A 24,105-nucleotide genomic window follows, 5' to 3' on the forward strand; every position below is an offset into this window, starting at 1 on the left:
CCCACATCCGACGCGAGAAACGCCGATCTGCCGCGCTGGCTTGACTGGTTCAACCGATCAAGACCACACTCCGCACTCAACCGAACGCCTCCCCTCTCAAAGGTGAACGACCTCGTAAGAACTCACACCTAGCGCCGCCGTCTCGGCACCAGCGGGATGTTCGACCGCGCGGCCTCGAACTCGGACGCCGGATGCGGCGGGCGGCCCCGCGTTGCCTGCCAGTAACCCCCCGCCCCGCGCCGCAACCAGGCCGGCAGGGTCAGGAGCAGCCCGGCGACGAATCCGCCCGCATGGGCCCAGTAGGCGACCCCGCCGGCATCGCTGGGGGTGCTGAGGCCCGCGAAGATCTGGATGCCGAACCACAGGCCCAGCACGATCCAGGCCGGGACCGCGAAGATGCGGAAGAAGATCAGGAAGATGAACAGCACATCGACCTTCGCGCGGGGAAACAGCAGCAGATAGCCCCCCATCACCCCCGCGATCGCGCCCGAGGCCCCGACCATCGGCAGGCGCGAGCCGGTGTCGGCCAGCGTCTGCAACCCCGCGGCCGCCAGCCCGGCGACAAGATAGAAGAGGAGGAAGCCGAAATGCCCCATCTCCTCTTCCAGATTGTCGCCGAAGATCCACAGGAACAGCATGTTCCCCGCCAGATGCAGCCAGCCCGCATGCAAAAACATCGAGGTCACGATGGTCTCGTAGCTGTGGCCCGCCATGATCCGGGCCGGGATCAGCCCCCAGTGGAAGAAGATCTCCTGCAGCTGGAAATCGTTCCGCCCGAGGAAGAACCCCAGGAAGACCAGCACGTTGATGGCGATCAGCGCGAGGGTGACAAAGGGCGTCTGGCCTGACGGATTATGGTCGCGGATCGGGAACATGGCGCAGCGTTCCCGATCCGCGCAGGGGCGTCAAGCCTCGGCGACAGCGGCCAGAAGCTGGGCGTTCCCGCCCGAGGCCGTGGTGTCGATGCACAGGTGCCGCTCCAGCAGCGCATGACCCGCATCTGGCGCGGCGATCAGGGGCAGGATCGGCCCGGCCCGCCCGGCAAGCGCCTGGGTATAGGCGCGCCCTTCGGCCGCATCGCCCCACCAGACGGCGCCGGAAAAGCCCTTCAGGTCGGCCAATGCTGCGGGCGCAAGGCCCGGCGCCTCGACCGCATGGCCGCCCAGCTTGCGCACCGCCTCGGCCTGCTCCAGCGCCGTGGTCCGTCCGGGACCCAGGCAGAGGACAGGCAGGCGCGGCACCTGCGTCAGCCGGTTCGATTCGCCGGTCGGCCCTGGCATGTCCTGCGCCACGGGCGTGACCACCGGCGCTGGCGCGGCCAGGGCGCGGGCGACATCGGCCACCGCGGTCGTCGCCCCGTCCGGGTCCGCGGCCGGAACCGGCGGCAGGGTGAAGCGGGCCAGGTAGTGCGGCCCGCCCGCCTTGGGCCCGGTGCCCGAAAGCCCCTCGCCGCCGAAGGGCTGGGAGCCGACGACCGCGCCGATCTGGTTGCGGTTGACATAGGTGTTGCCCACCGTCAGCCCCTCGACGATGCTCTGCACCCGGTCGTCGATGCGGCTATGCAGGCCGAAGGTCAGGCCATAGCCGGTGGCGTTGATCGCCTGGATCACCTTGTCGATGTCCGGCGCCTTGAAGGTGGCGATGTGCAGGACCGGCCCGAAGATCTCGCGCGGCATGTCCTGGATGCCGTTCACCGACAGCACCGTGGGGGCGATGAACGTCCCCTGCGCCGGGGCCGCGAGTTCCTTCAGCACCCGTCCCTCGGCCCGCGCCGCATCGACATAGGCGCGGATGCCCGCCTGCGCCTCGGCGTCGATCACCGGGCCGATGTCGGTGGCAAGCGCCCAGGGATCGCCCAGCGCCAGATCCTCCATCGCGCCGAAAAGCATCTCGGTCACGTTTTCCGCCACGTCCTCCTGCACATAAAGGCAGCGCAGCGCCGAGCAGCGTTGCCCGGCCGACTGGAAGGAGGAGGCGATGACGTCGCGCACCGCCTGTTCCGGCAGGGCGGTGGAATCGACCAGCATCGCGTTCAGCCCGCCGGTTTCGGCGATCAGCGGCGCGGTCGGATCCAGATGGTCGGCCATCGACCGCCGGATCGCCTGCGCCGTCTCTGTTGAGCCGGTGAAGGCCACGCCGTTCACCCGCGGGTCGCGCGTCAGCGCCGCGCCCACGGTCCCATCACCGGGCAGAAGTTGCAGCGCGGTCGCGGGCACGCCCGCCGCCAGCAGGTGATCGACCGCCAGCGTCGCGATCAGCGGCGTCTGCTCGGCCGGTTTCGCCAGGACGGCATTTCCGGCGGCCAGCGCCGCGCCGATCTGGCCGCAGAAGATCGCCAGCGGGAAGTTCCACGGGCTGATGCAGGCGAAGACGCCCCGGGCGGGGTGCGGCTGCGCGGTCTGGCTGGCGTAGTAGCGCAGGAAGTCCACCGCCTCGCGCAGCTCGGCCACGGCGTCGGGCAGGGTCTTGCCCGCCTCGCGCGCCAGGACCGCGAAGATGCGGCCGGCGTCGGCCTCCATCCGGTCGGCGGCGCGGTTCAGCACCTCGGCGCGTTCCGGCGCGGCGGCGGCCCAGGGCTCGGCCAGGCGCAGCGCGGTGTCCACATCCGGCAGGCCGGCGGTGGTGACATGGCCGACCAGCGCGCCGGTGGCCGGATTCAGGACCGCGAGTTGCGGCCCGCCCACCACCCGGCCCGCCAGACGCGGCGCGGCGTCGAACGGGGCCTCGGCATAGGGGATGCGCGCCGTCTCCAGCGCCTGAAGCTCGGCCGTGTCGGTCAGGTCCCAGCCGCGCGAGTTCGCACGGGGCGAGAACAGCGCCGGCCCGGTCGCCAGCGCCGGGTTCGGGATCGTCGCCAGCCCCTCCACCGCCGTCAGCGGGCAGGCGGCGACGGTTTCCGGCGGCACGTCCTCGTCGACGATCTGGTTGACGAAGCTGGAGTTCGCGCCGTTTTCCAGCAGGCGGCGGACGAGGTAGGCCAGCAGGTCGCGATGTGCGCCGACCGGAGCGTAGATCCGGCAGCGGGTGCCGCTGTCGGTCAGCACGATGTCGTGCAGCCGCTCGCCCATGCCGTGCAGGCGCTGGAATTCATAATCCAGCGGCGTCAGCCCCTGCGCGCCCGCCAGTTGCAGGATCGCGGCGACGGTATGGGCGTTGTGGGTGGCGAACTGCGGATAGATCCGGTCGGTCAGCGACAAGAGCTTCCGGGCATTGGCGATATAGCTGACATCGGTGGACTGCTTGCGGGTGAAGACCGGGAAGGACGCCAGCCCCAGCACCTGCGCCCGCTTCACCTCGGCGTCCCAATAGGCGCCCTTGACCAGCCGGACCATGATCTTGCGATCCAGCCGCACGGCCAGCGCATGCAGCCAGTCGATCACCGCCCCTGCCCGGCGGCCGTAAGCCTGCACCACGACGCCGAACCCGTCCCAGCCCTTCAGCGCCGGGTCCGAGAGCGTGGCCTCGATCACCTCCAGCGACAGGGCCAGGCGGTCGGCCTCCTCGGCGTCGATGTTGAAGCCAAGGCCCGCCGCCTTGGCCAGCGAGGCCAGCGCCCGGACGCGGGGGACCAGTTCCTCCATCACCCGCTCGCGCTTGGCGACCTCATAGCGCGGATGCAGCGCCGAGAGCTTGACCGAGATCCCCGGATTGGTGCGGATGTCGTTGCCCTTGGCGGCCCGGGCGATGGCGGTGATCGCGCGGGAATAGGCCAGGTGATAGCGCCGCGCATCGGCTTCGGTCCGCGCGGCCTCGCCCAGCATGTCGTAGCTGTAGGTATAGCCCTTCGCCTCCAGTTCCTCGGCCCGGTGCATCGCCTTGTCGATGGTCTCGCCCAGGACGAAGTTGCGCCCCATTTCCTTCATCGCCCGCGACACCGCCGTCCGGATCACCGGCTCGCCCAGGCGCCGCACGGCCCCCCGCAGCGCCCCGGCGATGCCGCCCTCGCGGTCGTCAAGCACCTTGCCGGTGAGCATCAGCGCCCAGGTCGAGGCGTTGACCAGCGACGAGGCCGACTTGCCCAGATGCCGGCCCCAGTCGGACGGGGCGATCTTGTCCTCGATCAGCGCATCCATCGTCTCGGCGTCGGGCACCCGCAGCAACGCCTCGGCCAGGCACATCAGCGCGATGCCCTCGTCGGTGGAGAGGCCGTATTCGGCCAGGAACACCTCCATCAGCCCCGGCTTCGCACTAGCGCGGATGCGCTTCACGAGGTCGGCGCCCTTGGCCACGACAGCGGCGCGGGCGGGCGCATCCAGCGCGGCCTCGGCCACCAGGCGCTGCACCAGCGCGGTCTCGTCGGTCAGGGTTCCGGTCTGGATGATCGACCAGGCGGAGGGGGCGGTTTGGCTTGGCATGGGGGCACCTTTCGTTTCGCCCAGCATATACCGAAACTGCCGGGCTGTTTTCCCGAAGCTTGGATGATATGCAGGCGATAGGATGCCGAACCATGGAAAACGCGATGCCAAACGACCGCGCCGAACTGGACCGCTTCGACCTCGCCATCCTGCGGGTCCTGCAGACCGATGGCCGGATCCCGGCGGTGGAGCTTGCCCGCCGCATCGGCCTGTCGAAATCGCCGACCCAGGCGCGGATGAAACGGCTGGAGGAAGCGGGGATCATCACCGGCTACCGGGCGATCCTGGATCCGATCAGGATGGGCCAGGCGCATGTCGCCTTTGTCGAGGTGCGGCTTTCGGACACGCGCGAATCGGCGCTGACCGCCTTCAACCGGGCGGTGCTGAACGTGCCGGAGGTCGAACAGTGCCACATGATGGCGTCCAGCTTCGACTACCTCATGAAGGTGCGCACCGCCGACATCCAGAGCTACCGCCGCGTGCTGGGCGAGGTGATCTCGGCCCTGCCGCATGTCGCCTCGACCTCGACCTATGTGGCGATGGAGGCGGTGAAGGAGGTGTTCTGACGTAGGGTGGGCAATATTGCCCACCTTACGAGGGGCCTCCCGCCTGCCTAGCCGCTTTGCCGGACCCTTGCCGCAGGCTCCGCGGCCCGGACCGCGCGCTCGTTGGCCGGGGAATAGCCGAAGCGGGTGCGGAACACCTTGGAGAAATGCGACATCGACGAGAAACCGCAGGCGACCGCGATCTCCGAGACGCTGGCCTCGGACTGCAAGAGCAGGTTGCGCGCCCGGCCCAGGCGCAGCTCCAGCCAGTAGCGCATCGGCGCGACATCCAGGTGCTTGGCGAAGATCCGTTCAAGCTGGCGGCAGGAGATTCCCAGCTCCCCCGCCAGTTCATGCGCCTGCATCGGCGTCTCGATGTTCTCGTTCATCCGCGCGATGGCGCGGGCCAGCAGCGAGTTGCGCACTCCGTGACGGAACTGGGCCGAGAAGCGTTGCAGCGACTTGCCGTCGCGCATCCCCGAGCAGACCAGTTGTTCGGCCACCGCCACCGCCAGGTCGCGGCCATGGTCCTGAAAGATCATGTGCAACAGAAGGTCCAGCGTCGCCATGCCGCCCGAGCAGGTCGGATGCAGCGCATCTGCCACATACAGCGACTTGGTCAGGCGGACATTCGGGAACCGCTCGGAAAACGCGTCGTGATAGGCCCAGTGGATCGCGGCCTCGCGCCCGGACAGAAGCCCCGCCCGCGCCAGCGGATAGGCCCCCGAACAGACCCCGCCCAGGATCGCGCCCCGGGCGCGCTGGGTGCGCAGCCAGGCGCCGAGGTCGGCCCCATGGTCGCGCAACGCCTCGTCTCCCGCGACGATCAAGAGCTTTTCGCGCCGCTCGAGTTGCATCAACCCCTGGCCGACCGGCGTCGACAAGCCGTTCGAGGCCGTGACCGCCCCCCCGTCGAGCGAGGCGAGGCTCCAGCGGTAGATTTCGGCGCCGGCGACATGGTTCGCCAGCCGCAGCGGCTCGATCGCGCAGGACAGCGAGATATGCGGAAAGCCGTCGAGCAGCAGGAAGATGAAATGCGACGGCCCCATGGATCACCGTTCCGGCAGGGTTGCAGACTGGTCGCGCGACCCGAAGGTCTGGGTCCGGTGGGGCACTCCCCCGTCGGCCGGATTCGGACGCGCGGAACACCGCCCCCGCGCTCGGGGGCGGCGGATCGGTCAGGCGCTCAGTACCACATGTCGGCCATCGAGGCCTTGCGCCGCGCCATGAAGTCCTGCAGCGCCTCGTCGATGCCCTGGTCCAGCGCCGGGGCCTCGTATTCGCGCAGGATCTTCTTCCAGCGGGTGTTGGCCCGCTGGGCATAGTCGATGCCGCCCTGTTCGTCCCAGGTTTCCCACGGCTGGTTGTCGTCCAGCGCGCTGTCCCAATAGGCCGTCTCGTAGTGCCGCAGCGTGTGCTGGGTCGAGAAGAGGTGCTGGCCCGGCCCAAGCTCGGCCAGCGCCTCGAAGGCCAGCGTGTCCTCGTTCACCGCCATGCCGTCGAGATAGGCATGCAGCGCGCCGCACATGTCGGTGTCCATCACCAGCTTCTCGTAGGACATCGACAGAAGGCCATCCAGGAAGCCGGCCGAGTGCAGGACATAGTTCGCGCCACCCTGCACCGCCGACATCATCGACATCATGCTCTGCTGCATCGCCTGCCCGTCCGGCAGTTTCGAGGTCGAGAAGTTCCCCGCGCAACGCAAGGGCAGGTTGATCCGCCGGGCCAGCTGCCCCATCGCCAGCGAGCCGATCGCGGGCTCGGGCGTGCCGAAGGTGGGCGAGCCGGTGCGCAGCGACATCGACGAGAAGAACGAGGCCAGGATCGCGGGCGAACCGGGGCGGACAAGCTGGGTCAGCGCGCAGGAGGCCATCGATTCGGCGAAGCCCTGCGCCACCATTCCGGCGATGGTCAGGGGCGCCACGGCCCCGCCCAGAAGGAACGGCAGGTGGATCGAGCCCTGGTTCGCCGCGGCATAGGTGCGGATGCCGGCGGCGGTCACGCCGTCGATCACCAGAGGCGAGGTGGTGTTGAAGTTGCCCATCACCACGCAGTTCTGGTCGGCGAAGCTTTCGCCGAAGACGATCCGCGCCATCTCGACGCTGTCGGCCGCACGTTCGGCCGCAGTGATCGAGCCCAGGAAGGCACGGTCGGAATAGCGGATGTGGGAATAGACCATATCCAGGTGGCGCTTGTTCACCGGGACGTCGGTCGGCTCGCAGACCGTGCCGCCGGAATGGTGCAGCCAGGGCGAGGATTGCGACAGCTTGATGAAGTTCCGGAAATCCTCGATCGTGCCGTAGCGGCGACCATTATCGAGGTCCATCACGAAGGGGCTGCCGTAGGAGGGCGCGAAGACCACGTTCCTGCCGCCGATCCGCACGTTGTTGGCGGGATTGCGGGCGTGCTGGGTGAACTCGGCCGGAGCGGTCTTCAGGATCTCGCGCAGCATTCCGGGCGCGAACCGGATCCGCCAGACATCCTCGGTCTCGCTCGTGACCTCGGCCCCGGCGGCCTTGTAAAGCCGCATCGCCTCATGGTCCTCGCGCAGCTCGATCCCGATCTCGGCCAGGATACGGTCGGCGGTGGCCTCGATCGCCTGCAGGCTTTCCTCGGACAGGATGTCATAGGTCGGGATGCCGCGCACGATATAGGGGCGGTGGGTCCCCGCCTCGACGCCGACGCGTGCGTCCCGACGCTGCTGCCGGCCACCGCGGCTGCGCCGTGCTTCCTGGCCTGTGGTGTCGCCGTCTGCCATGCTCGCCCCCTTCGCATAAACCGTCCGCAAATTACGCCTGCGCGATCCTTGCGTGACGCTGGAAAAGTTTCATCGACTTGATAAACTGCGCTTATGGAGAATCTGCGCCGCCTGCTGCCCTCGATCAACAGCCTCGTCGTCTTCGAGGCGGCGGGGCGGCTTTCCAGTTTCACCGCCGCGGCGCGGGAGCTGCGCATGACCCAGGCGGCGGTCTCCTATGCCATCGCGCGGCTCGAGGATCATCTGGGCGCCGCGCTGTTCCGGCGCGAGCATCGCCGCGTCCGGCTCAGCGAGGCGGGCGAACGCTTTCATGCCGATGTCACCATCGGCCTGTCGCATATCCAGCGCTCGGCGCAGAACCTGCGGGCGGTGGCGACGGGCGGCCATGTGACCCTGGCCTGCTCCACCGCCTTCGCGGCCTGGTGGATGGTGCCCCGCATGGCCCGGTTCCGCGCCGACCTGCCGCATATCGACCTGCGGATCCAGTCGGCCGACCGCGACCTCGACCTGGTGGGCGAGGGCATCCCGCTGGCGGTGCGCGGCGGCAATCCGGGCGACTGGCCGCAATACCAGGCCGAGCCGCTGGCCCCGGAAGAGATCTACCCCGTCTGCGCGGCGAGCTACCTGGCCGGGCGCACGCGCCCCGAAACCGCGGCAGATCTGCTGAGCCACCCGCTGATCCACCTGGAAGAACCCCATCGCTCGGCCGCGACCTGGCGCGACTGGTTCGCCGCCGTGGGGATCGACGGGCGGCGGGTGCCCAAGGGCCTGCAGATCAACGATTACGTGCTGGTGATCCAGTCGGTCATGGCGGGCCAGGGCGTGGCGCTCGGCTGGCGGCATCTGGTCGACGGGCTGGTGGACAGCGGCGTGCTGGTCCGGCTCACCGATCATGTGCTGGCCACGGGGATGCAGTTCCACGTCATCTGGCCGCGCGAGGTCGCCCTCAGCCGCCCCGCGCAAGAGGTGCGCGACTGGCTTCTCGCCCAGCCGGGGGCCTGATCCGGCAGCAGGGAAGCATTGGTGCCCGCGGCCGGATTCGAACCGGCATGGCCTTGCAGCCGAGGGATTTTAAGTCCCCTGTGTCTACCGTTCCACCACGCGGGCCCCGTGGCGGCACCATACGGATTTCGCAACGCAACGCCACAGCCTTCCTGCCGCCGAGGCCTCCCCTGTTCGACGTCGTCTCCTCCATGGCCCGCCCGGCGAGGAGTGACGAAGTCATCGACGAGCAGTCATCCGCGATCACTCCGCCGCGGGGGCCGCCAGCAACCGGCTCACCAGTTCGAAACTGTTCCTGACCTGCATCTTACGCACCATGTTCGCCCGGTGCACCTCGACCGTCCGGGGCGAGGATCCCAGGGCCAGCGCGATTTCCTTCGAGGTGAAGCCGTTCACCAGATAGCGCGCGATCCGCCGTTCCGTGGGCGTCAGCGCGCCCGCAGGCCCCTCGCCTTCCAGCGGACGATAGGTCCAGACCGCCAGGCGCTGCGGGTCCTCGGGGTCCAGCGCGGTGCCGCGCCCCTCCATCCAGACGACCTGCCCGTCCTTGCGCCGCATGAAGCGTTCGTCACGGTAGACCTCGGCCGCCTGCATCGCCTTGCGCGCCCGCTCCCCGATCACCTCATAATCGGTCGGGCCGGGATAGAGCATGCGGATCGACTGCCCCTCCAGTTCCTTGGGCGTCCAGCCGAACACCGCCTCGACCCGCAGGCTGGCGCGCAGGACCACCCGGTCCGCCAGGATCAGGGTGGCGTCCGGGGCATGGCGAAAGGCGAGTCGGTCGTAATCCATGGCGGGCGATCTACGTAGGCTTCTACGTATTCTTACGGATGGCAGGCCGGGATGCAATCTTTCACAGTCCGGTCCATCCCCGGGCCCCGACAGGCGGGTCCGGGCGGGGAGAACAAGGATGAACAAGGTTTACCCAAGCGCCGCCGAGGCGCTGAACGGCGTGCTGCACGACGGCATGCTGATCGCCGCCGGGGGCTTCGGCCTTTGCGGCATCCCGGAACTGCTGATCGCGGCAATCCGCGACTCGGGCGTCAAGGGCCTCACCGTCGCCTCGAACAACGCGGGCGTCGACGGCTTCGGCCTCGGCGTCCTGCTGGAGACCCGGCAGGTCAAGAAGATGATCTCGTCCTATGTCGGCGAGAACGCGGAGTTCATGCGCCAGTATCTCTCGGGCGAGCTGGAGCTTGAATTCAACCCGCAGGGCACGCTGGCCGAGCGGATGCGGGCGGGCGGCGCGGGGATCCCCGGCTTCTACACCGCCACCGGCGTCGGCACGGTGATCGCCGAGGGCAAGGAACACCACGACTTCGACGGCAAGACCTATATCCTGGAGCGCGGCATCGTCGCCGACCTGTCGATCGTCAAGGCCTGGAAGGCGGACCCGAGCGGGAACCTCGTCTTCCGCAAGACCGCGCGCAACTTCAACGTCCCCGCCGCCACCTGCGGCAAGACCTGCGTCGTCGAGGTCGAGGAGATCGTGCCCTTGGGCAGCCTAGACCCCGACGCGATCCACCTGCCCGGAATCTATGTCCACCGGATCGTCGCCGGACAGCACGAGAAGCGCATCGAACAGCGCACCACCCGCAAGAAGGAGGCCGTGTGATGAGCGAGGCAAAAGGCTGGGACCGCAACGGCATGGCCGCCCGCGCGGCGCAGGAACTGCGCGACGGGATGTATGTCAACCTCGGCATCGGCATCCCGACGCTGGTGGCGAACTACATCCCCCAGGGCGTGAACGTGACCCTGCAATCGGAAAACGGCATGCTGGGCATGGGTCCCTTCCCCTGGGAGGGCGAGGAAGACCCCGACCTGATCAACGCCGGCAAGCAGACCATCACCGAACTGCCGCAGACCGCCTATTTCGACAGCGCCACCTCCTTCGCGATGATCCGCGGCGGCAAGATCGCCATGGCGATCCTCGGCGCGATGGAGGTGGCCGAGAACGGCGACCTCGCGAACTGGATGATCCCGGGCAAGCTGGTCAAGGGCATGGGCGGGGCGATGGACCTGGTGGCCGGCGTCGGCCGCGTGGTCGTGGTGATGGACCACACCTCGAAGCACGGCGAGTCTAAGGTGCTGAAGGCCTGCACCCTGCCGCTCACCGGCAAGGGCGTGGTCGACCGGATCATCACCAACCTCGGCGTCCTCGACGTGGGCCACAAGGGCCTGCACATCGTCGAACTCGCCCCCGGCATGACGGAGGCGGAACTCCGCGCCGCGACGGAGGCGACCATTGTCGACTGACCGTCAGGTCACGCGCGAACACGGGGCGACCAAGGGTCGCTTCGTGATCCGCTGCGGGCGGAAGAGGCCGAGCTGACCTATTCCGTCACCATCCCCGGCCTGATCATCGCCGACCACACCGGCGTGCCCGACAGCTTCCGCGGCACCGGCGCGGGCCTCGCGCTGCCCCCTCGAGAGCGCCGTGCCGGTCGACCAGATTGCCTCGGAACTAGGAATCGCCGAGATCCGCCGGGAGGTGCTGGACGGCTGTGAAGGGATCTTGCTGACAGATCGTGTCCGCAGCATCGGAAAGATCCTCGTCAATTCGGCCCGAGGGCCCCAAGCGGCGCGCTTTGGGATTGCCCACGAGTTGGGGCATTTCCTCCTCGAACGGCATGTGCTCGGTCTGGGAGATACGTTTACCTGCAGCCTCAAGGACATGCGCGAGACGCGCACCGCCCGGTTGCATGAACGCCAGGAAGTCGAAGCAAATGCCTTTGCCATCGGTCTTCTCGTGCCTGACGACCAGCTGGCGCCCTTTTTGAACGAGCATCCAGACATCAGTTCGGTGGCCGGGTTGCGAACGAAGCTCGACATCAGCCTGGAAGCCGCAACACGGTGCCTGGTCGACCGCCATGATGAGCCAATTGCTGCCGTTTGGACCCTGAACGGGAGGATCCGTTATGTCGTCCGCGGTAAGACCTTTCCGTGGATCGCGCGGAGTGCAGGGGATAGCGTTTCTTCGCTTAGCCGAACGGCCAGCGCCTTGGCGAAAGGTAAGTCAGGCATCACCGGAATGCACGAGGTTGCTGCCGCAGCTTGGACAACGGCCGACATTCCAGAACTTTACGAGCAGGTCCGAGTTGGCCGCGACGGCCATGCCCTGACGCTCCTGTGGGCTTCATTGCCTGGTGCGGATGGAGCGGACCGGGACGAAGACTGAGGCAACGTGCGACGGATTAGCCGTCAACTGAACCCAAGACCTGACGATCAGACTTCTGTGACAAACCAGTGGACTTCGCCCGCCGGTGGAGCGTTGCTGTGACCCATGCCCGGCACCGTCCGGGCTCGGTTCGGTACCGGGGCGCGGCATCCCGCCCGCCCGGTTGGACCGGAGCCGATCATGACCAAAGGAACGACAACCTGCCGCCCTTCCGCCCAGGCGGCAGAACCCAAGACGCACGGCGATACCGGCGGGGCCAAGGCGAAGCCCCCGCGCGGCAAGGCGGCGACCGTCAACCAGACGAGCACCGCATCGTCAGGAGAGACCGGGGCCCCGATCCCGGCCGCAGCGCCCATCACGACACCAAAGCCACAGCGCCAGACCAAGGCCGCGCTCCTGCGGGCGCGGCTCGCCGCACCGGGGGGTGTGTCCCTCGCCGCCCTGATCGCCGCAACCGGCTGGCAGGCCCATACCCTGCGCGCGGCCCTGAGTGGGCTGCGCAAGGAAGGGCTGAACCTCACCCGGCGCCGCGATGGCGAGGACACCATCTATGCGATCGCGCCGGGCGACGCAGAAGCGGCCTGCACCGTCGACACCGTAGACGGCACCGCTGATGGCGAAGCAGCGCCCGGCGCGCCCGACCCAAGCGGGGCGGGCGGCGCAACCGGTACGGACGGCGATGCCGCCATCAGCGAGGACAGCCCTGCCCCCTCGGCGGCGTCCCCCGCATCCCAGTTGACCGGACGGGTTGCATGACCATGCTCGCCGATCTCGAGGCGATGGACCGGGCGGGACTTGCCCGTCTCTGGAAGGACCTGATTGGCGGATCCGTCCCGGCCAGCATGAGCCAGCCGATGCAGCGCCGCTTCCTCGCCTTCGAGCTGCAGGCAAAGCTGGAGGGCGGCTTATCCGCCGCCCTCCGCGCCCGGCTGGACCGCATCGCCGCGGGCGAGGAGCGCAAAGCGTCTCCCACGCTGCAACCCGGTGCCCGCCTCCTGCGCGAATGGAACGGGACCACGCATGTCGTCGATGTTCTGGCCGATGGCTTTCTCTGGAACGGCACGTCCCATCGCTCGCTCTCCGCCATCGCCCGCGCCATCACCGGCGCGCGCTGGTCGGGACCGCGCTTCTTCGGGCTGGTCAGAGCGGTCGATGATGGCGGAGACAGATCCGCGAGGGGCAAGGCACAAAAACGGACGACGCGGCGCCTTGTGCCCAGCAAGTCGAAGCGGGAGCGCGCGGCATGACGCAGAAGCCGGTGATCCGTTGCGCGATCTATACCCGGAAGTCGAGCGACGAAGGTCTGGACCAGGCCTTCAACTCGCTCGATGCGCAGCACGAGGCCTGTGCCGCCTATATCGCCAGCCAGCGCCACGAGGGCTGGAAGCTCATCCCCGACCGCTTCGATGATGGCGGGCTCTCGGGCGGCACGCTTGACCGTCCTGCCCTGCAGCGGCTCCTCGCCGAGATTGATGCTGGCCGCATTGGCATGGTGGTCGTCTACAAGATCGACCGCCTGACCCGGTCACTCGTCGACTTCGGTCGTCTCGTCGAGCGGCTCGACGCCAGGGGCTGCTCCTTCGTCTCGGTGACCCAGGCCTTCAACACCGCAACCTCGATGGGACGCCTCACCCTGAACGTGCTTCTGTCCTTCGCCCAGTTTGAACGTGAAGTCACCGCCGAGCGCATCCGCGACAAGATCGCGGCCTCGAAGAAGAAGGGGCTCTGGATGGGCGGTGCCCTGCCCCTCGGCTACGACCGCCACCCCGATCCCCAGCGCCGGGAACTGGTCGTCAATCCGGTCGAGGCCGAAGTGGTGCAGCAGCTCTTCCGGCTCTACGCCGACCTCGGCAACCTGCGGCTCGTGGAGATCGAGGCTGAGCGGCGCGGGCTTCGTCCAAAGACACTGGTCTCGCGGACGGGTCGCGTCCGGGGCGGCGCTCCCTTTGCCCGCGGTCAGTTGCATCACCTCCTGTCCAACCCGGTCTACATCGGGCGCATCCGGCACAAGGATCAGACCTATCCGGGCCAGCATCCGGCGATCATCGAGGACGGGCTCTGGCAGGAGGTTCAGGACAAACTCATCGCCGCCTCGGCGCGCCCGCGGGGACGGAATGAGGCGACCACCGATCCGCGGATCCTGACCGGCAAGCTTCGCGACGAGGCCGGCGACCTCCTGACTCCGACCCACACCCTGAAGGCTGGTCGGCGTTTTGCCTACTACGTCTCGAACCGCCTGATCGCGGGCGGCAAGGACCCCTCCGGCTGGCGCCTGCCTGCCGCGGCGCTGGAGAGCACGTTCCGGCAGGTCGTGGTCGCTCATCTGCGGCGCGCCGCCACGGGCCATGCACTCCTGGCTGAGCCGGAAGCGAGTGGTGCCGCCGACCTGATGCGTCGTGCGACTGAACTGGCGGATCAGGTTGAACGTGAGCCGGCGCATCTCGGCAGCCTCGTCGCGTCCGGATCACTCGCTCCGGGCAGGCTGCAGCTTGAGCTTGTTCCAGGCGTGATCGCCGCGGCGCTGGAGGTGTCGGTTGCAGCCCTGTCCGACAGCCTCCTGCGGGTCAGCTGCGCCTTTGCCCTCCGCCGTCGCGGCGCCGAGACCCGGATCATCGCGGGCGAGACCATGCCCGCACCCGACGAGGTCCTGCAGCGCACGCTCGCGGAGGCGCATCTCTGGGCACGGGCCTTGCGCCGGGGCACCTCGCTCACCGAGATCGCCCGCAAGACCGGACGGTCAGAGCCCTATATCCGCACCAGGATTCCGCTGGCCTTCCTCGCGCCAAAGCTGCAGGCCGCAATCCTCGACGGGCGGCAGTCGGTCCACCTCTCGGTGGCCCAGTTCATCCGCGAGGACGTTCCCCTGGACTGGACCGAGCAGGCCCGTCTCTTCGAGATCACCTGACGCAGGAAGGATGTTCAGAGCATCTCTGAATGCGCTCAAAACACGGCGTCAGCGCGTCAGAACCCGGAAACACAAGCTTCCCTGTTCTTCCCAATTCTTTCCCTGTTCGGCCGAATTTTATTCCCTGATCTACTGACTTAATTTCCCTGTTCTTGCGGAGCAGGGAATTCGCTCGTAACCCACGGAAAAGACGCGATGTTTCCGGGGCGAAAATCCCGGAAACAGCCCTGGTAAATCGAAATTCCCTGTTAATTCCCTGTTCTTCGCGCGCGGGCAAACCGAACGGGACGCGCGGCCGGGAGAGACGCGGCGCACATTTGCAGGGAAGGCAGATGGGTCGGAGCGTCTCCGTCGAGGTCCCGGCAGCGTAACCCCCGGAAACACGGGGAAATACCGACGAGATCGGAAAAATCGTGCAATATCAACGGGTTATGGCGGACAGTGAGGGATTCGAACCCTCGAGACGGTTCCCCGCCTACACACTTTCCAGGCGTGCGCCTTCGACCACTCGGCCAACTGTCCGTGGCGCGGTGCTTAGCCTGCCGGACGCGGGGGTTCAAGCACTTCCTGTCACTCGGAAAGATGGATCGTGACGCGACGGTTCTGGCGGCCCTTGTTCTCGATCTTGCCGATCTCGATCCGGCCGATCTCGCCGGTGCGGGCGACATGGGTGCCGCCGCAGGGCTGCAGGTCGACCTGATCCGCCCCCTGGCCGATCCGCACCAGCCGCACCCTGCCCTGGCCGGCCGGCGGACGGACGGACATGGTCTTGACGAGGCCGGGGTTCGCGGCAAGCTCCTCGTCCGTGATCCAGTCCTCGGTCACCGGCAGGTCACGGTCGACGAGGCGGTTCAGGACGCCCGCGATGGCGGCGATGTCGCCCGGCGGCTCGGGCATGTCGAAGTCGAGCCGGCCGCGATCCTGGGCGATGGCGCCGCCGGTCACCGGCAGGGGGATCACCACCGACAGAAGGTGCAGCGCGGTATGGATGCGCATGTGGCGGTGGCGGCGCGACCAGTCGACCAGTTGCCGCGCGGGGGTGCCCACCGGGGGCATGGCCATGGGCTCGGCCGGGACCAGAGCCACCTGGCCGCCTTCAACCTTCAGCGTGGTGGCGATGGGCATGCGCACCCCTCCCCATTCCAGCATACCGCTGTCGCCGGGCTGGCCGCCACCCGTGGGGTAGAAGACCGTCCGGTCGACCACCAGCCCGCCCTCGGCCGTATGGCCGATGATCCGGCACTCGGCCGCCGTCTGGTAGGCATCCGCCCTGAACATCAGTTCCGTCATCGCTCTTCCCCCTTGTCGTTGCCGGCCTGCCCCTTCCGCCCGGCCCGCTTCGCCAGCGGCGCCCTTTCCTCCTGCACCAGATCGGCCAGCGCCAGCACGGTCTGGGCGGTCTTCACCGGATCGGGCTCGGCCGGCGGGGCCGGGGGCGGGACGATATGGATGCCCTCGGCCTTGAACCGCTCGAGGATGCGGTGGTTCATGTCGCTGCGCACGGAAATCGAGAAGTTCACGTCGCGCAGGATCACCCGGATCTCGAAATTCAGCTGGTTGGTGGTATAGCCCATCAGCACGACCATCGGCGGCGGCTTCAGGATGGCAAGCGGCTGCGCCTCGGCGATCTCCTGCAGGATGCGCGCGACCTGGCGCGTGTCCGATCCCATCGCGACCGAGACCGGCACGATCAGGCGACCGGAGAGGTTGAAGCGGGTCCAGTTCGTCACCCGGCCGGTGATCAGGTCGGCGTTCGGCACGATCACGTCGTTGCGGTCGAAGGTCTCGATCCGGGTCGAGCGGACGCTGATCGCCCGCACCCTGCCCTGCACGCCGCCGACCTCGATCCAGTCGCCCTCGCTGACCGGCCGCTCGACGAGAAGGATGATGCCCGAGATGAAGTTCGACACGATCTGCTGCAAGCCGAAACCGATGCCGACCGAGAGCGCGCCGGCGACGATGGCGAGGCCGGAAAGGTCGATCCCGGCGGCGTTGATCGCCACCAGCGCGGCTAGGAAGATGCCGACATAGCCGATCCCCGAGACCAGCGCGGTCTGGCCGCCCTGCTCCATCCGGGTCTTGGGCAGGATCGTGGTGCGCAGCGCGCCCTGAAAGAGCCGCGTCAGCATGTAGCCGATCACGAAGACCCCGGCAAAGATCATGAAATCGGTGGGCGAGATCCGCGTCTCGCCCATCTGGAAGCCCTCGGTGAAACGGGTCCAGAGTTCCGTCAGGTCGGACAGGCGCGCACCCCAGATCAGGGCGAAGACCGGCAGTGCGGCCAGCGTCATCGTGAAACCCGCCAGCACCGGCACCAGCGTGTCGGCCGCCTGTTCGTCCGCCTTGACGATCAGCGCCCAGACATCGCCGATCAGCCGCTGCAGGATGAAGAGCAGCGTCACCAGCCCCAGGGTCAGGATCGCCGGATAGATCAGCGCCGTCGCGGCCTGGACATAGCCCAGCCCCGCCAGCACCGGCCCCGCGACCCCCACCACCGTCAGGCCGCGCGCCAGGACGAGAAGCAGCCGCAGCACATAGCTCTTGTCCTCGGCGTCCCGCGCCTGGTGCAGCAGCCGTCCGGTCCGCATCAGGATAAGCCCGCCGGTCAGCAGGATCGGGAAGGACATGACCGCCGTCGTCGCATCGGAATAGGCCTGCGCATCCATCGCAGCCGAGCGCAGCCTCTCGACCGCGACGACCAGGCCCATGAGCACGGCAAGGAAGCGGCCCTCGGCCCGGCGTTCGGGCGGCAGCGGCAGGACCGCGCCCTCGTGCTGGACCCGCGGGAAGGCCCGTGCGCCCAGCCAGGCGGCAGCAAAGATCACGAAGCCCATCAAGGGCAGCGCCCGGACCACCTGCGCCCCGATCTCGCCTGTCATCCCGGCTGCGATCAGCGCGGCCGCGAGCGCCACCATGCCCAAAGTCGGCAGGATGACCTCGCCCAGCGAGGCCAGAAGCGACCAGACCTTGCGCCCCCGGACCGAGGCGCCCTGCTGCAGCCGTTCGGTGAACCGCTCTACCCAACGCCGGACATAGACCACCAGCGCCAGCGCCACGCCCAGAAGCGCAAGGATCAGTGGCAGACTGTCGAACAGTTCCGCCCGTGCCTTGCGGTCGGTCCAGACCATCGCGGCCTCGTCCCAAAGCCGCAGCACCGTGTCGGAAAAGCCCACCGCCGCCTCGGGCCAGTTGCCAGGGTTCAGCGGCGAGGGCCAGAGTTGCAAAAGCTCGTCCGCCTGCCGTTCGCGCAGTGTCCGGTCGATCTCGCGGATCAGGCCGTCGGCGCGGCGATAGCCTTCCTCGGCGGCGATGCCGGGGGCCTGCAGCTTGACCAGCTGCTGCGCCAGCTCCTGCCGGCGGCGGCTGATCTCGTCGGCCTCGGTCTCGCCTTCGGCCGGTGCGGGACCCAGGGCCGCGATCTGCTCGCGCACGGTGGCGATGCGGGCCGAATTGGCGTTCTGCGCCGTCAAGAGCGCCGTTCGCCACTGCGCCAACTGCGTCCGGATCTCCTCCAGCCGGTCCGATGAGGTGCGGCGTTCGGCGATCTCGGCCTCCGCCCGGCTGGCCATGCGCCGCCAGTCCTCATAGTCAAGCTGGGCCGCCGCCTCCGCCCCCGGCTGGGCGACCATCTCCTGCGCCGCCAGCGGTCCGGCCAGCAGGACCAGGACCAGCGCCAGCCATCGCAGGAGCAGGCTCATGCGTCTTCGTAGACGGTCGGGATCGCCCGGCCCGGCCGGTCCAGCCATTCGGGGACGGGCAGGCCCTTCTCGCGCAGGAAGGTGGGGTTGTAGATCTTGGACTGGTAGCGGCTGCCATAGTCGCACAGGATCGTGACGATGGTCTTGCCCGGCCCCATCTCGCGCGCCATGCGGATCGCCCCGGCGATGTTGATGCCGGTCGAGCCGCCCATGCACAGCCCCTCATCGGTCAAGAGGTCGAAGATGATCGGCAGCGCCTCGGCATCCGGAATCCGATAGCTGAAATCGGGGGTGAAACCTTCCAGGTTGGCGGTGATCCGGCCCTGGCCGATGCCCTCGGTGATCGAGGTGCCGGGGCTTTCCAGCTTGCCAGAGGTGTAGAAGCTGTGCAGCGCCGCGCCCTCGGGATCGGCAAGGCCGATCTTCACTCCCTTGGGCTGCAGCGCCATGCCCACCCCGGCCAGCGTCCCGCCCGAGCCCACGGCGCAGATGAACCCGTCCACCTTGCCGCCGGTCTCTTCCCAGATCTCGGGCCCCGTGGTCTCGATATGCGACTGCCGGTTGGCCACGTTGTCGAACTGGTTGGCCCAGATCGCGCCGTTCGGTTCCGTCTTGGCCAGGGCTTCGGCCAGGCGGCCCGAATAGCGGACATAGTTGTTCGGGTTGCGATAGGGCGCGGCCGGAACCTGCACCAGCTCGGCCCCCGCCAGCCGCAGCATGTCCTTCTTTTCCTGGCTCTGCGTCTCGGGGATGACGATCACGGTTCGGAAGCCCATGCTTGCGCCCACCAGCGCCAGACCGATCCCGGTATTCCCCGCCGTCCCCTCGACGATGGTGCCACCCGGCTTGAGCTGGCCCTTCGCGATGGCGTCGCGGATGATGTAGAGCGCGGCCCGGTCCTTGACCGACTGGCCGGGATTCATGAACTCCGCCTTGCCCAGGATGGTGCAGCCCGTGATCTCGGAGGCCTTCTTCAGCTTCAGAAGCGGCGTGTTCCCGATCGTGTCGGCCAGGTCCTGATGAATACGCATGGGGTCGGTCCTTCCTTTGTCCCCAAGGTGTATGTGTGTCGGGGGCCAAACTCAAGCCGGGGCAACGGGACGCGCGGCAAAGAGCTGCCGCACCCCCGGCACCATCACCACGAAAATGATCAGGATCGACACCAGGCACCAGATCGCCGGGGCCTCGGCCGGATTGTCGGTCAGGTATCCGGCCGCAATCGGCCCGACAAGCGCATGGAACAGCGCGAACCGCCACAGGCCGTAGAAGAGCGGCAGCACGAAGACCGCCAGCACATAGCCGGGAAATCCGAAATTGGTGCCAAGGATCCGGTCCGGCAGGCCGAAGATGTCGCTGTAGTCCAGCGTCCAGCCCAGATGCCAGTTGCCCGAGATCGTGCACAGCACCTCACCGCACAGGGGCTGGCCCGGCATGCAGCGGCCCAGTCCCGCCCAGGGCAGCATCTGCACCATGACCAGGGCCGAGCCCAGCGTCGCCAGGCGCATCACCCGTTGCCGAAGCCGGGGAGCGGCGTCCGGACGGAACCAGGCCAGCATGAAGGCATTGATGACGATGGGCTGCAGGGCGATGTGCAACAACGACAGCGCCGTCATCACCCGGTTCGCCGGAGTGCCGCACTGGTCGATGACCAGGTAGCCACCCAGCTGCAAGCCTTCCATCGCCGCGAAGTAGAGGCAGGTCAGCGGCACCGCCGCCGGATCGCCCCGCCGGGCCGAAAACCCGGCCGCGGCGATCCCCGCGACCGTGAATCCGGCGGTGACCTCGATCCCCCAGCACATGTCCGGCCCCCTTGCGGCACGACTCCCGCCACCATGGCGCGAAGCGGTGCGGCTTGCAAAGGGGCCGCGGCCCGGCGGCCGTCAGGCCTCGACCCAGAGACCCTCGTCCTTGACGATCTTGTAGGCCTCGTCCAGCGACTTGCGGGCGCGCTCGATCAGCACGTCGATCTCGGCCGGGGTGATCACCAGCGGCGGCGAGATGATCATCCGGTCGCCGACGTGGCGCATGATCAGGTTGTTGGCGAAGCAGCGCTCGCGGGTCTTGAAGCCCACGGTCCCGGCCTCGCTGGCGAACTTCGCACGCTTTTCCTTGTTCGGCGTCAGCGCGATCGAGCCCATCAGGCCCACCAGCTTCGCCTCGCCCACCATCGGATGGTCGGTCAGGGCCTCCCAACGCTCCTTCAGATAGGGGTTCGCGACGTCGCGGACATGCTCGACGATCTTCTCGTCCTGCATGATCCGCAGGTTCTCCAGCGCCACCGCGCAGGCGACCGGGTGGCCCGAGTAGGTATAGCCGTGGAAGAACTCGCCGGCGCCGCCCACCACATTCGCCACCTCGTCGCAGACGATGCTGCCGCCGATCGGCTGGTACCCCGAACTGAGGCCCTTGGCGATGGTCATGATATGCGGCTTGATCTCCAGGGTCTGGCTGCCGAACCAGTTGCCGGTGCGGCCAAAGCCGGTGATGACCTCGTCCGCGATCAGCAGGATGCCGTACTTGTCGCAGATGCGCTGGATTTCGGGCCAATAGGTCTTCGGCGGCACGATCACCCCGCCCGCGCCCTGGATCGGCTCGCCGATGAAGGCGGCGACGTTGTCGGGCCCGACTTCGAGGATCTTCTTCTCCAGCTCCTGCGCGCGAGCCAGGCCGAAGGCGTCTTCGTCCATATCGCCGCCCTCGCCCCACCAGTAGGGCTGGTCGATATGCTCGATCCCGTCGATCTTGCCGCCATGCGCATGGATCGGCTTCATGCCGCCAAGGCTGCCGCCGCCCATGGTCGAGCCATGGTAGCCGTTCCACCGCGCGATGATCGTGCGGCGCCAGGGCTTGCCCTTGACGTCCCAGTAGCGGCGGACGAGGCGGATGTTGGTGTCGTTCGCCTCCGAGCCAGAGCCGGCGAAGAACACATGGTTCAGGTCGCCAGGCGCCAGCTTGGCGATCTCGGCGGCCAGCGCGATGGCCGGAACATGGGTGGTCTGGAAGAAGGTATTGTAATAGGCCAGCTCCTCCATCTGCCGCGCCGCGACCTGGGCCAGTTCCTTGCGGCCATAGCCGATGTTGACGCACCAGAGGCCCGCCATCCCGTCGATGATCCGATTGCCCTCGCTGTCGGTCAGCCAGACGCCCTCGCCCCGGGTGATGACCCGTGCGCCCTTGGCGGCAAGCCCCGCCTTGTCGGTGAAGGGGTGGAAATGATGCGCGGCGTCCAGACGCTGCAGCTCGGCCGTGGGCAGGTGGTTGGTGATCATGTTCATGGGCTTCCCTCGCGGAATCGGCGGGGCAGACACCCCGACTTCAAGCACAGGATATGATCAAACGCTCCCGGCTTCAAGGAATTTGATCAAATTTCTCCCGCAATCCCGCGACTCCCGTCGCAGCGGGGGCGCTTCGCCCCCCGCACCCCCCGAGAGTATTTTCGCCAAGAGGAAGATGCGGGCTTCCTCTTGGCGAAAATACTCCCGCCGGAGGCGCGCGCATTGCGGCCAGGCGCGAGTCAGGGTGCCTCGGCCAGGGCCTGGCGTACGTGGTCGATGCCCTGCTGGATGTCGCGCTCGATGGCGGCCGCCAGCGCGCCCGCGTCCCCCGCCCGCATCGCCGCCAGCGCCTCGCGGTGCAGGTCGGGCGCGACCTCGCGACCGTATCGGTCGATCACCGCGCGCAAGCTCGGCCCAGCCCGAAGCCAGAGCGACCGGGCCAGGTCCAGGAGCACGGGGGCTTCGGCCGCCTCGTAGAGGGCGAAATGGAAGGCATGGTTCGCCGCCAGATATTCCGGCAGGTTTCCGCTCTCGATGGCGCGGTTGACCCGGCCGTCGATCGCCTCCAGCCGGTCGATCTGCGCCGGGGTCAGGCGCGGGGCGGCCAGTTCCGCGAGCTTCGGCTCGATCGCGAGGCGCGCAAAGGCCACCTGGTCCAGCATCTCGGCCGAAAGCTCCGGCACCGCCACCCGCCGGTTGCCCTGCGGCAAGAGCGCGCCCTCGGCCGTCAGCCGCCGGATCGCCTCGCGCACCGGGGTCATGCCCGCGCCGAGATCGCCGATCAGCCCCTGGATCGTCACCGGAGCCCCCGGCGCCAGATGACCAAAGAGGATCATGTCGCGCAGGCGCGCATAGGTGACCTCGTGACTGGGTATCTTCCGGGTGTCGGCGTCCATCGGCGGCCCTTTCGCATCACCCCTTTATGCCCGCATCCGCCGGGCATTCAAGATGTGATCAAATCCCATGACCCACAGGTGCCGATGCCTGGCGCCTCCAGAGCACCGGCACCGTCAGGGCATCAATCGCGACCTGATGCAGGTCGTGAAGAATCCCACACTGCACATTGATCCCATTGTGCTTTTCACCATCCCGACACCGATCCCCTGCCATGCCCGCCCGGTGCCGGACCCGACTTTCCTCTTGCCTGCCCAAGCCAGCCACGATCTGATCGGGGCACCGGCCCGCAAGGAGGCAGCGCCAGATGACCGAACCCACCCGCCACGAACGGCTCCGCCTCGGCATGGTCGGCGGCGGGCGCGACGCCTTCATCGGCGCGGTACACCGCATCGCCGCGCGGATCGACGATCACTATGAACTGGTGGCCGGCGCCTTCTCGTCCGGCCCCGAGAAGGCGCTCGCCTCGGCCGCCGACCTCGGCGTCGCTCGCGCCTATACCAGCTTCGCCGAGATGGCCGTCCGGGAATCGCGCCGCAAGGACGGGATCGACGCCGTCGCCATCGTCACCCCGAACCACCTGCACGCGCCGGTGGCGATGCAGTTCCTGAAGCGCGGCATCCATGTCATCTGCGACAAGCCCCTGACCGCCACCCTGCCCGAGGCGAAACGGCTGGCAAAGGCCGCCGAGGCTGCGGGCGTGGTCTTCGCGCTGACCCACAACTACACCGGCTATCCGCTGGTCCGGCAGGCGAAAGCCATGGCCGCGGCGGGCGAGCTGGGCGCGCTGCGCTTGGTCCAGGTCGAATATGCCCAGGACTGGCTGACCGAAACCGTCGACAGCAAGCAGGCCGACTGGCGCACCGATCCGGCGCGGTCCGGTGCCGGGGGATCGACCGGCGACATCGGCACCCATGCGTTCAACCTTGCGTCTTTCGTCACCGGCCTGACGCTCGACCAGCTCGCTGCCGACCTCACGGCCTTCGTGCCCGGCCGCCGCCTCGACGACAACGCCCATGTGCTGCTGCGCTACCACGGCGGAGCACGGGGGATGCTGTGGTGCAGCCAGGTCGCGCCCGGCAACGAGAATGGCTTGCGCCTGCGCCTTTACGGATCGAAGGGCGGGCTGGAATGGGCGCAGGAGGACCCGAACCGGCTCTGGTTCAGCCGCCTTGGCCAGCCGAGACACATGATCACCCGCAGCGGCGCCGGCACCGGCCCCGAGGCCGCCCGCGTGACCCGCCTGCCCCCCGGCCACCCCGAGGGCTATCTGGAAGCCTTCGCCAACATCTATACCGAAGCCGCCCGCGCCATCCGCGCGGTCCGGACGGGCACCCCGGTCCCCGAAGGCACCACCTTCCCGGGCCTGAAGGAAGGGCTCGAAGGCGTGGCCTTCGTCGATGCCTGCGTCCGGTCGTCCGCCCGCAACGGCGCCTGGGTCAGGCTGGCTCTCTGACCTCCGCACCTTCCTCCTGGTGAAAATACTCGACTTGCG

21 protein-coding genes and 2 tRNA genes are annotated in these 24,105 nt (G+C 68.1%); 10 read left to right on the plus strand and 13 right to left on the minus strand.

The genetic code is table 11. The features are described 5' to 3' along the window. Positions 1-132, plus strand: a 132-nt coding sequence (locus I7S92_RS23495) for an integrase core domain-containing protein (protein ID WP_197644081.1), incomplete at its 5' end; no start/stop codon positions are given. Here I7S92_RS23495 and I7S92_RS13825 read toward each other — a convergent pair. Both I7S92_RS13825 and putA read right to left on the minus strand, forming a co-directional pair. Continuing rightward, positions 129-875 (minus strand): rhomboid family intramembrane serine protease, encoded by a 747-nt coding sequence (locus I7S92_RS13825; protein WP_197645322.1) that lies wholly within the window; start codon positions 873-875, stop codon positions 129-131. The genes I7S92_RS23495 and I7S92_RS13825 overlap by 4 nt on opposite strands. Before the next feature lie 30 nt (positions 876-905). Continuing rightward, positions 906-4,355 carry a bifunctional proline dehydrogenase/L-glutamate gamma-semialdehyde dehydrogenase PutA gene (gene putA / locus I7S92_RS13830; RefSeq protein WP_197645324.1) on the minus strand — a complete coding sequence of 1,150 codons (3,450 nt, stop codon included), beginning with the start codon at positions 4,353-4,355 and terminating at the stop codon, positions 906-908. Positions 4,356-4,459: 104 nt separating this feature from the next. On the opposite strand from putA, the gene I7S92_RS13835 reads away from it, so the two are divergent. Beyond that, on the plus strand, positions 4,460-4,921 hold the full coding sequence (locus tag I7S92_RS13835; protein ID WP_197645326.1) for an Lrp/AsnC family transcriptional regulator: 462 nt from the start codon (positions 4,460-4,462) through the stop codon (positions 4,919-4,921). 47 nt (positions 4,922-4,968) lie between these two features. Here the strand turns inward: I7S92_RS13835 and I7S92_RS13840 are convergent, their stop codons facing one another. Next, complete coding sequence (locus I7S92_RS13840; protein ID WP_197645329.1) at positions 4,969-5,949, minus strand: GlxA family transcriptional regulator; 981 nt, start codon at positions 5,947-5,949, stop codon at positions 4,969-4,971. Between the two features lie 137 nt (positions 5,950-6,086). Further along, the gene (locus I7S92_RS13845) at positions 6,087-7,658 is read right to left on the minus strand and encodes a trimethylamine methyltransferase family protein (protein WP_197645331.1); all 1,572 of its coding nucleotides are present in this window, start codon (positions 7,656-7,658) and stop codon (positions 6,087-6,089) included. Positions 7,659-7,751: 93 nt separating this feature from the next. Between I7S92_RS13845 and I7S92_RS13850 the strand changes: the two genes are divergently transcribed. Continuing rightward, positions 7,752-8,660 (plus strand): LysR substrate-binding domain-containing protein, encoded by a 909-nt coding sequence (locus I7S92_RS13850; RefSeq protein WP_197645333.1) that lies wholly within the window; start codon positions 7,752-7,754, stop codon positions 8,658-8,660. A gap of 19 nt (positions 8,661-8,679) precedes the next feature. Here the strand turns inward: I7S92_RS13850 and I7S92_RS13855 are convergent. After that, positions 8,680-8,765: transfer RNA gene (locus I7S92_RS13855), tRNA-Leu, on the minus strand. Positions 8,766-8,903: 138 nt separating this feature from the next. Then, on the minus strand, positions 8,904-9,452 hold the full coding sequence (locus I7S92_RS13860; protein WP_197645335.1) for a LuxR family transcriptional regulator: 549 nt from the start codon (positions 9,450-9,452) through the stop codon (positions 8,904-8,906). Between the two features lie 118 nt (positions 9,453-9,570). On the opposite strand from I7S92_RS13860, the gene I7S92_RS13865 reads away from it, so the two are divergent. From I7S92_RS13865 to I7S92_RS13890, 6 genes are all read left to right on the plus strand, one after another. Then, positions 9,571-10,275 (plus strand): CoA transferase subunit A, encoded by a 705-nt coding sequence (locus I7S92_RS13865; protein ID WP_197645337.1) that lies wholly within the window; start codon positions 9,571-9,573, stop codon positions 10,273-10,275. After that, on the plus strand, positions 10,275-10,916 hold the full coding sequence (locus I7S92_RS13870; protein ID WP_197645339.1) for a 3-oxoacid CoA-transferase subunit B: 642 nt from the start codon (positions 10,275-10,277) through the stop codon (positions 10,914-10,916). The genes I7S92_RS13865 and I7S92_RS13870 overlap by 1 nt, the downstream gene beginning before the upstream one ends. A gap of 181 nt (positions 10,917-11,097) precedes the next feature. Beyond that, positions 11,098-11,838 (plus strand): ImmA/IrrE family metallo-endopeptidase, encoded by a 741-nt coding sequence (locus I7S92_RS13875; RefSeq protein ID WP_197645349.1) that lies wholly within the window; start codon positions 11,098-11,100, stop codon positions 11,836-11,838. A gap of 180 nt (positions 11,839-12,018) precedes the next feature. After that, positions 12,019-12,594: a DUF3489 domain-containing protein gene (locus tag I7S92_RS13880; RefSeq protein ID WP_197645351.1), complete on the plus strand. Its 576-nt coding sequence runs from the start codon at positions 12,019-12,021 to the stop codon at positions 12,592-12,594. Next, on the plus strand, positions 12,591-13,085 hold the full coding sequence (locus tag I7S92_RS13885; RefSeq protein ID WP_197645353.1) for a DUF2924 domain-containing protein: 495 nt from the start codon (positions 12,591-12,593) through the stop codon (positions 13,083-13,085). The genes I7S92_RS13880 and I7S92_RS13885 overlap by 4 nt, the downstream gene beginning before the upstream one ends. After that, entirely contained in the window at positions 13,082-14,743 is a 1,662-nt protein-coding gene (locus tag I7S92_RS13890; protein ID WP_197645355.1) for a recombinase family protein, read from the plus strand. Before I7S92_RS13885 ends, I7S92_RS13890 begins: the two co-directional genes overlap by 4 nt. A 432-nt stretch (positions 14,744-15,175) precedes the next feature. On the opposite strand, the gene I7S92_RS13895 is transcribed toward I7S92_RS13890, so the two are convergent. The 7 genes from I7S92_RS13895 to I7S92_RS13925 form a co-directional block, all read right to left on the minus strand. Further along, positions 15,176-15,265 (minus strand) — tRNA-Ser (locus I7S92_RS13895). 48 nt (positions 15,266-15,313) lie between these two features. Beyond that, positions 15,314-16,033, minus strand: a complete 720-nt coding sequence (locus I7S92_RS13900) for an alanyl-tRNA editing protein (protein WP_197645357.1) — start codon at positions 16,031-16,033, stop codon at positions 15,314-15,316. After that, on the minus strand, positions 16,030-18,441 hold the full coding sequence (locus I7S92_RS13905) for a DUF3772 domain-containing protein (RefSeq protein WP_197645359.1): 2,412 nt from the start codon (positions 18,439-18,441) through the stop codon (positions 16,030-16,032). The genes I7S92_RS13900 and I7S92_RS13905 overlap by 4 nt, the downstream gene beginning before the upstream one ends. Further along, positions 18,438-19,472, minus strand: coding sequence for a cysteine synthase A (locus I7S92_RS13910; protein ID WP_197645361.1), 1,035 nt, complete (start codon positions 19,470-19,472; stop codon positions 18,438-18,440). Before I7S92_RS13910 ends, I7S92_RS13905 begins: the two co-directional genes overlap by 4 nt. 51 nt (positions 19,473-19,523) lie before the next feature. Then, complete coding sequence (locus I7S92_RS13915; RefSeq protein ID WP_197645363.1) at positions 19,524-20,240, minus strand: DUF5765 domain-containing protein; 717 nt, start codon at positions 20,238-20,240, stop codon at positions 19,524-19,526. 81 nt (positions 20,241-20,321) lie between these two features. Next, complete coding sequence (locus I7S92_RS13920) at positions 20,322-21,716, minus strand: aspartate aminotransferase family protein (RefSeq protein ID WP_197645365.1); 1,395 nt, start codon at positions 21,714-21,716, stop codon at positions 20,322-20,324. A 239-nt stretch (positions 21,717-21,955) separates the two neighbouring features. After that, the gene (locus tag I7S92_RS13925) at positions 21,956-22,612 is read right to left on the minus strand and encodes a GntR family transcriptional regulator (protein ID WP_197645367.1); all 657 of its coding nucleotides are present in this window, start codon (positions 22,610-22,612) and stop codon (positions 21,956-21,958) included. Positions 22,613-22,917: 305 nt separating this feature from the next. Here I7S92_RS13925 and I7S92_RS13930 point away from each other — a divergent pair, with 305 nt between their 5' ends. Beyond that, positions 22,918-24,066, plus strand: a complete 1,149-nt coding sequence (locus I7S92_RS13930; RefSeq protein ID WP_242070211.1) for a Gfo/Idh/MocA family protein — start codon at positions 22,918-22,920, stop codon at positions 24,064-24,066. Positions 24,067-24,105 lie beyond the last annotated feature (39 nt).

Source organism: Tabrizicola soli (assembly GCF_015999335.1).
GTDB classification, from domain to species: Bacteria; Pseudomonadota; Alphaproteobacteria; order Rhodobacterales; family Rhodobacteraceae; genus Tabrizicola; species Tabrizicola soli.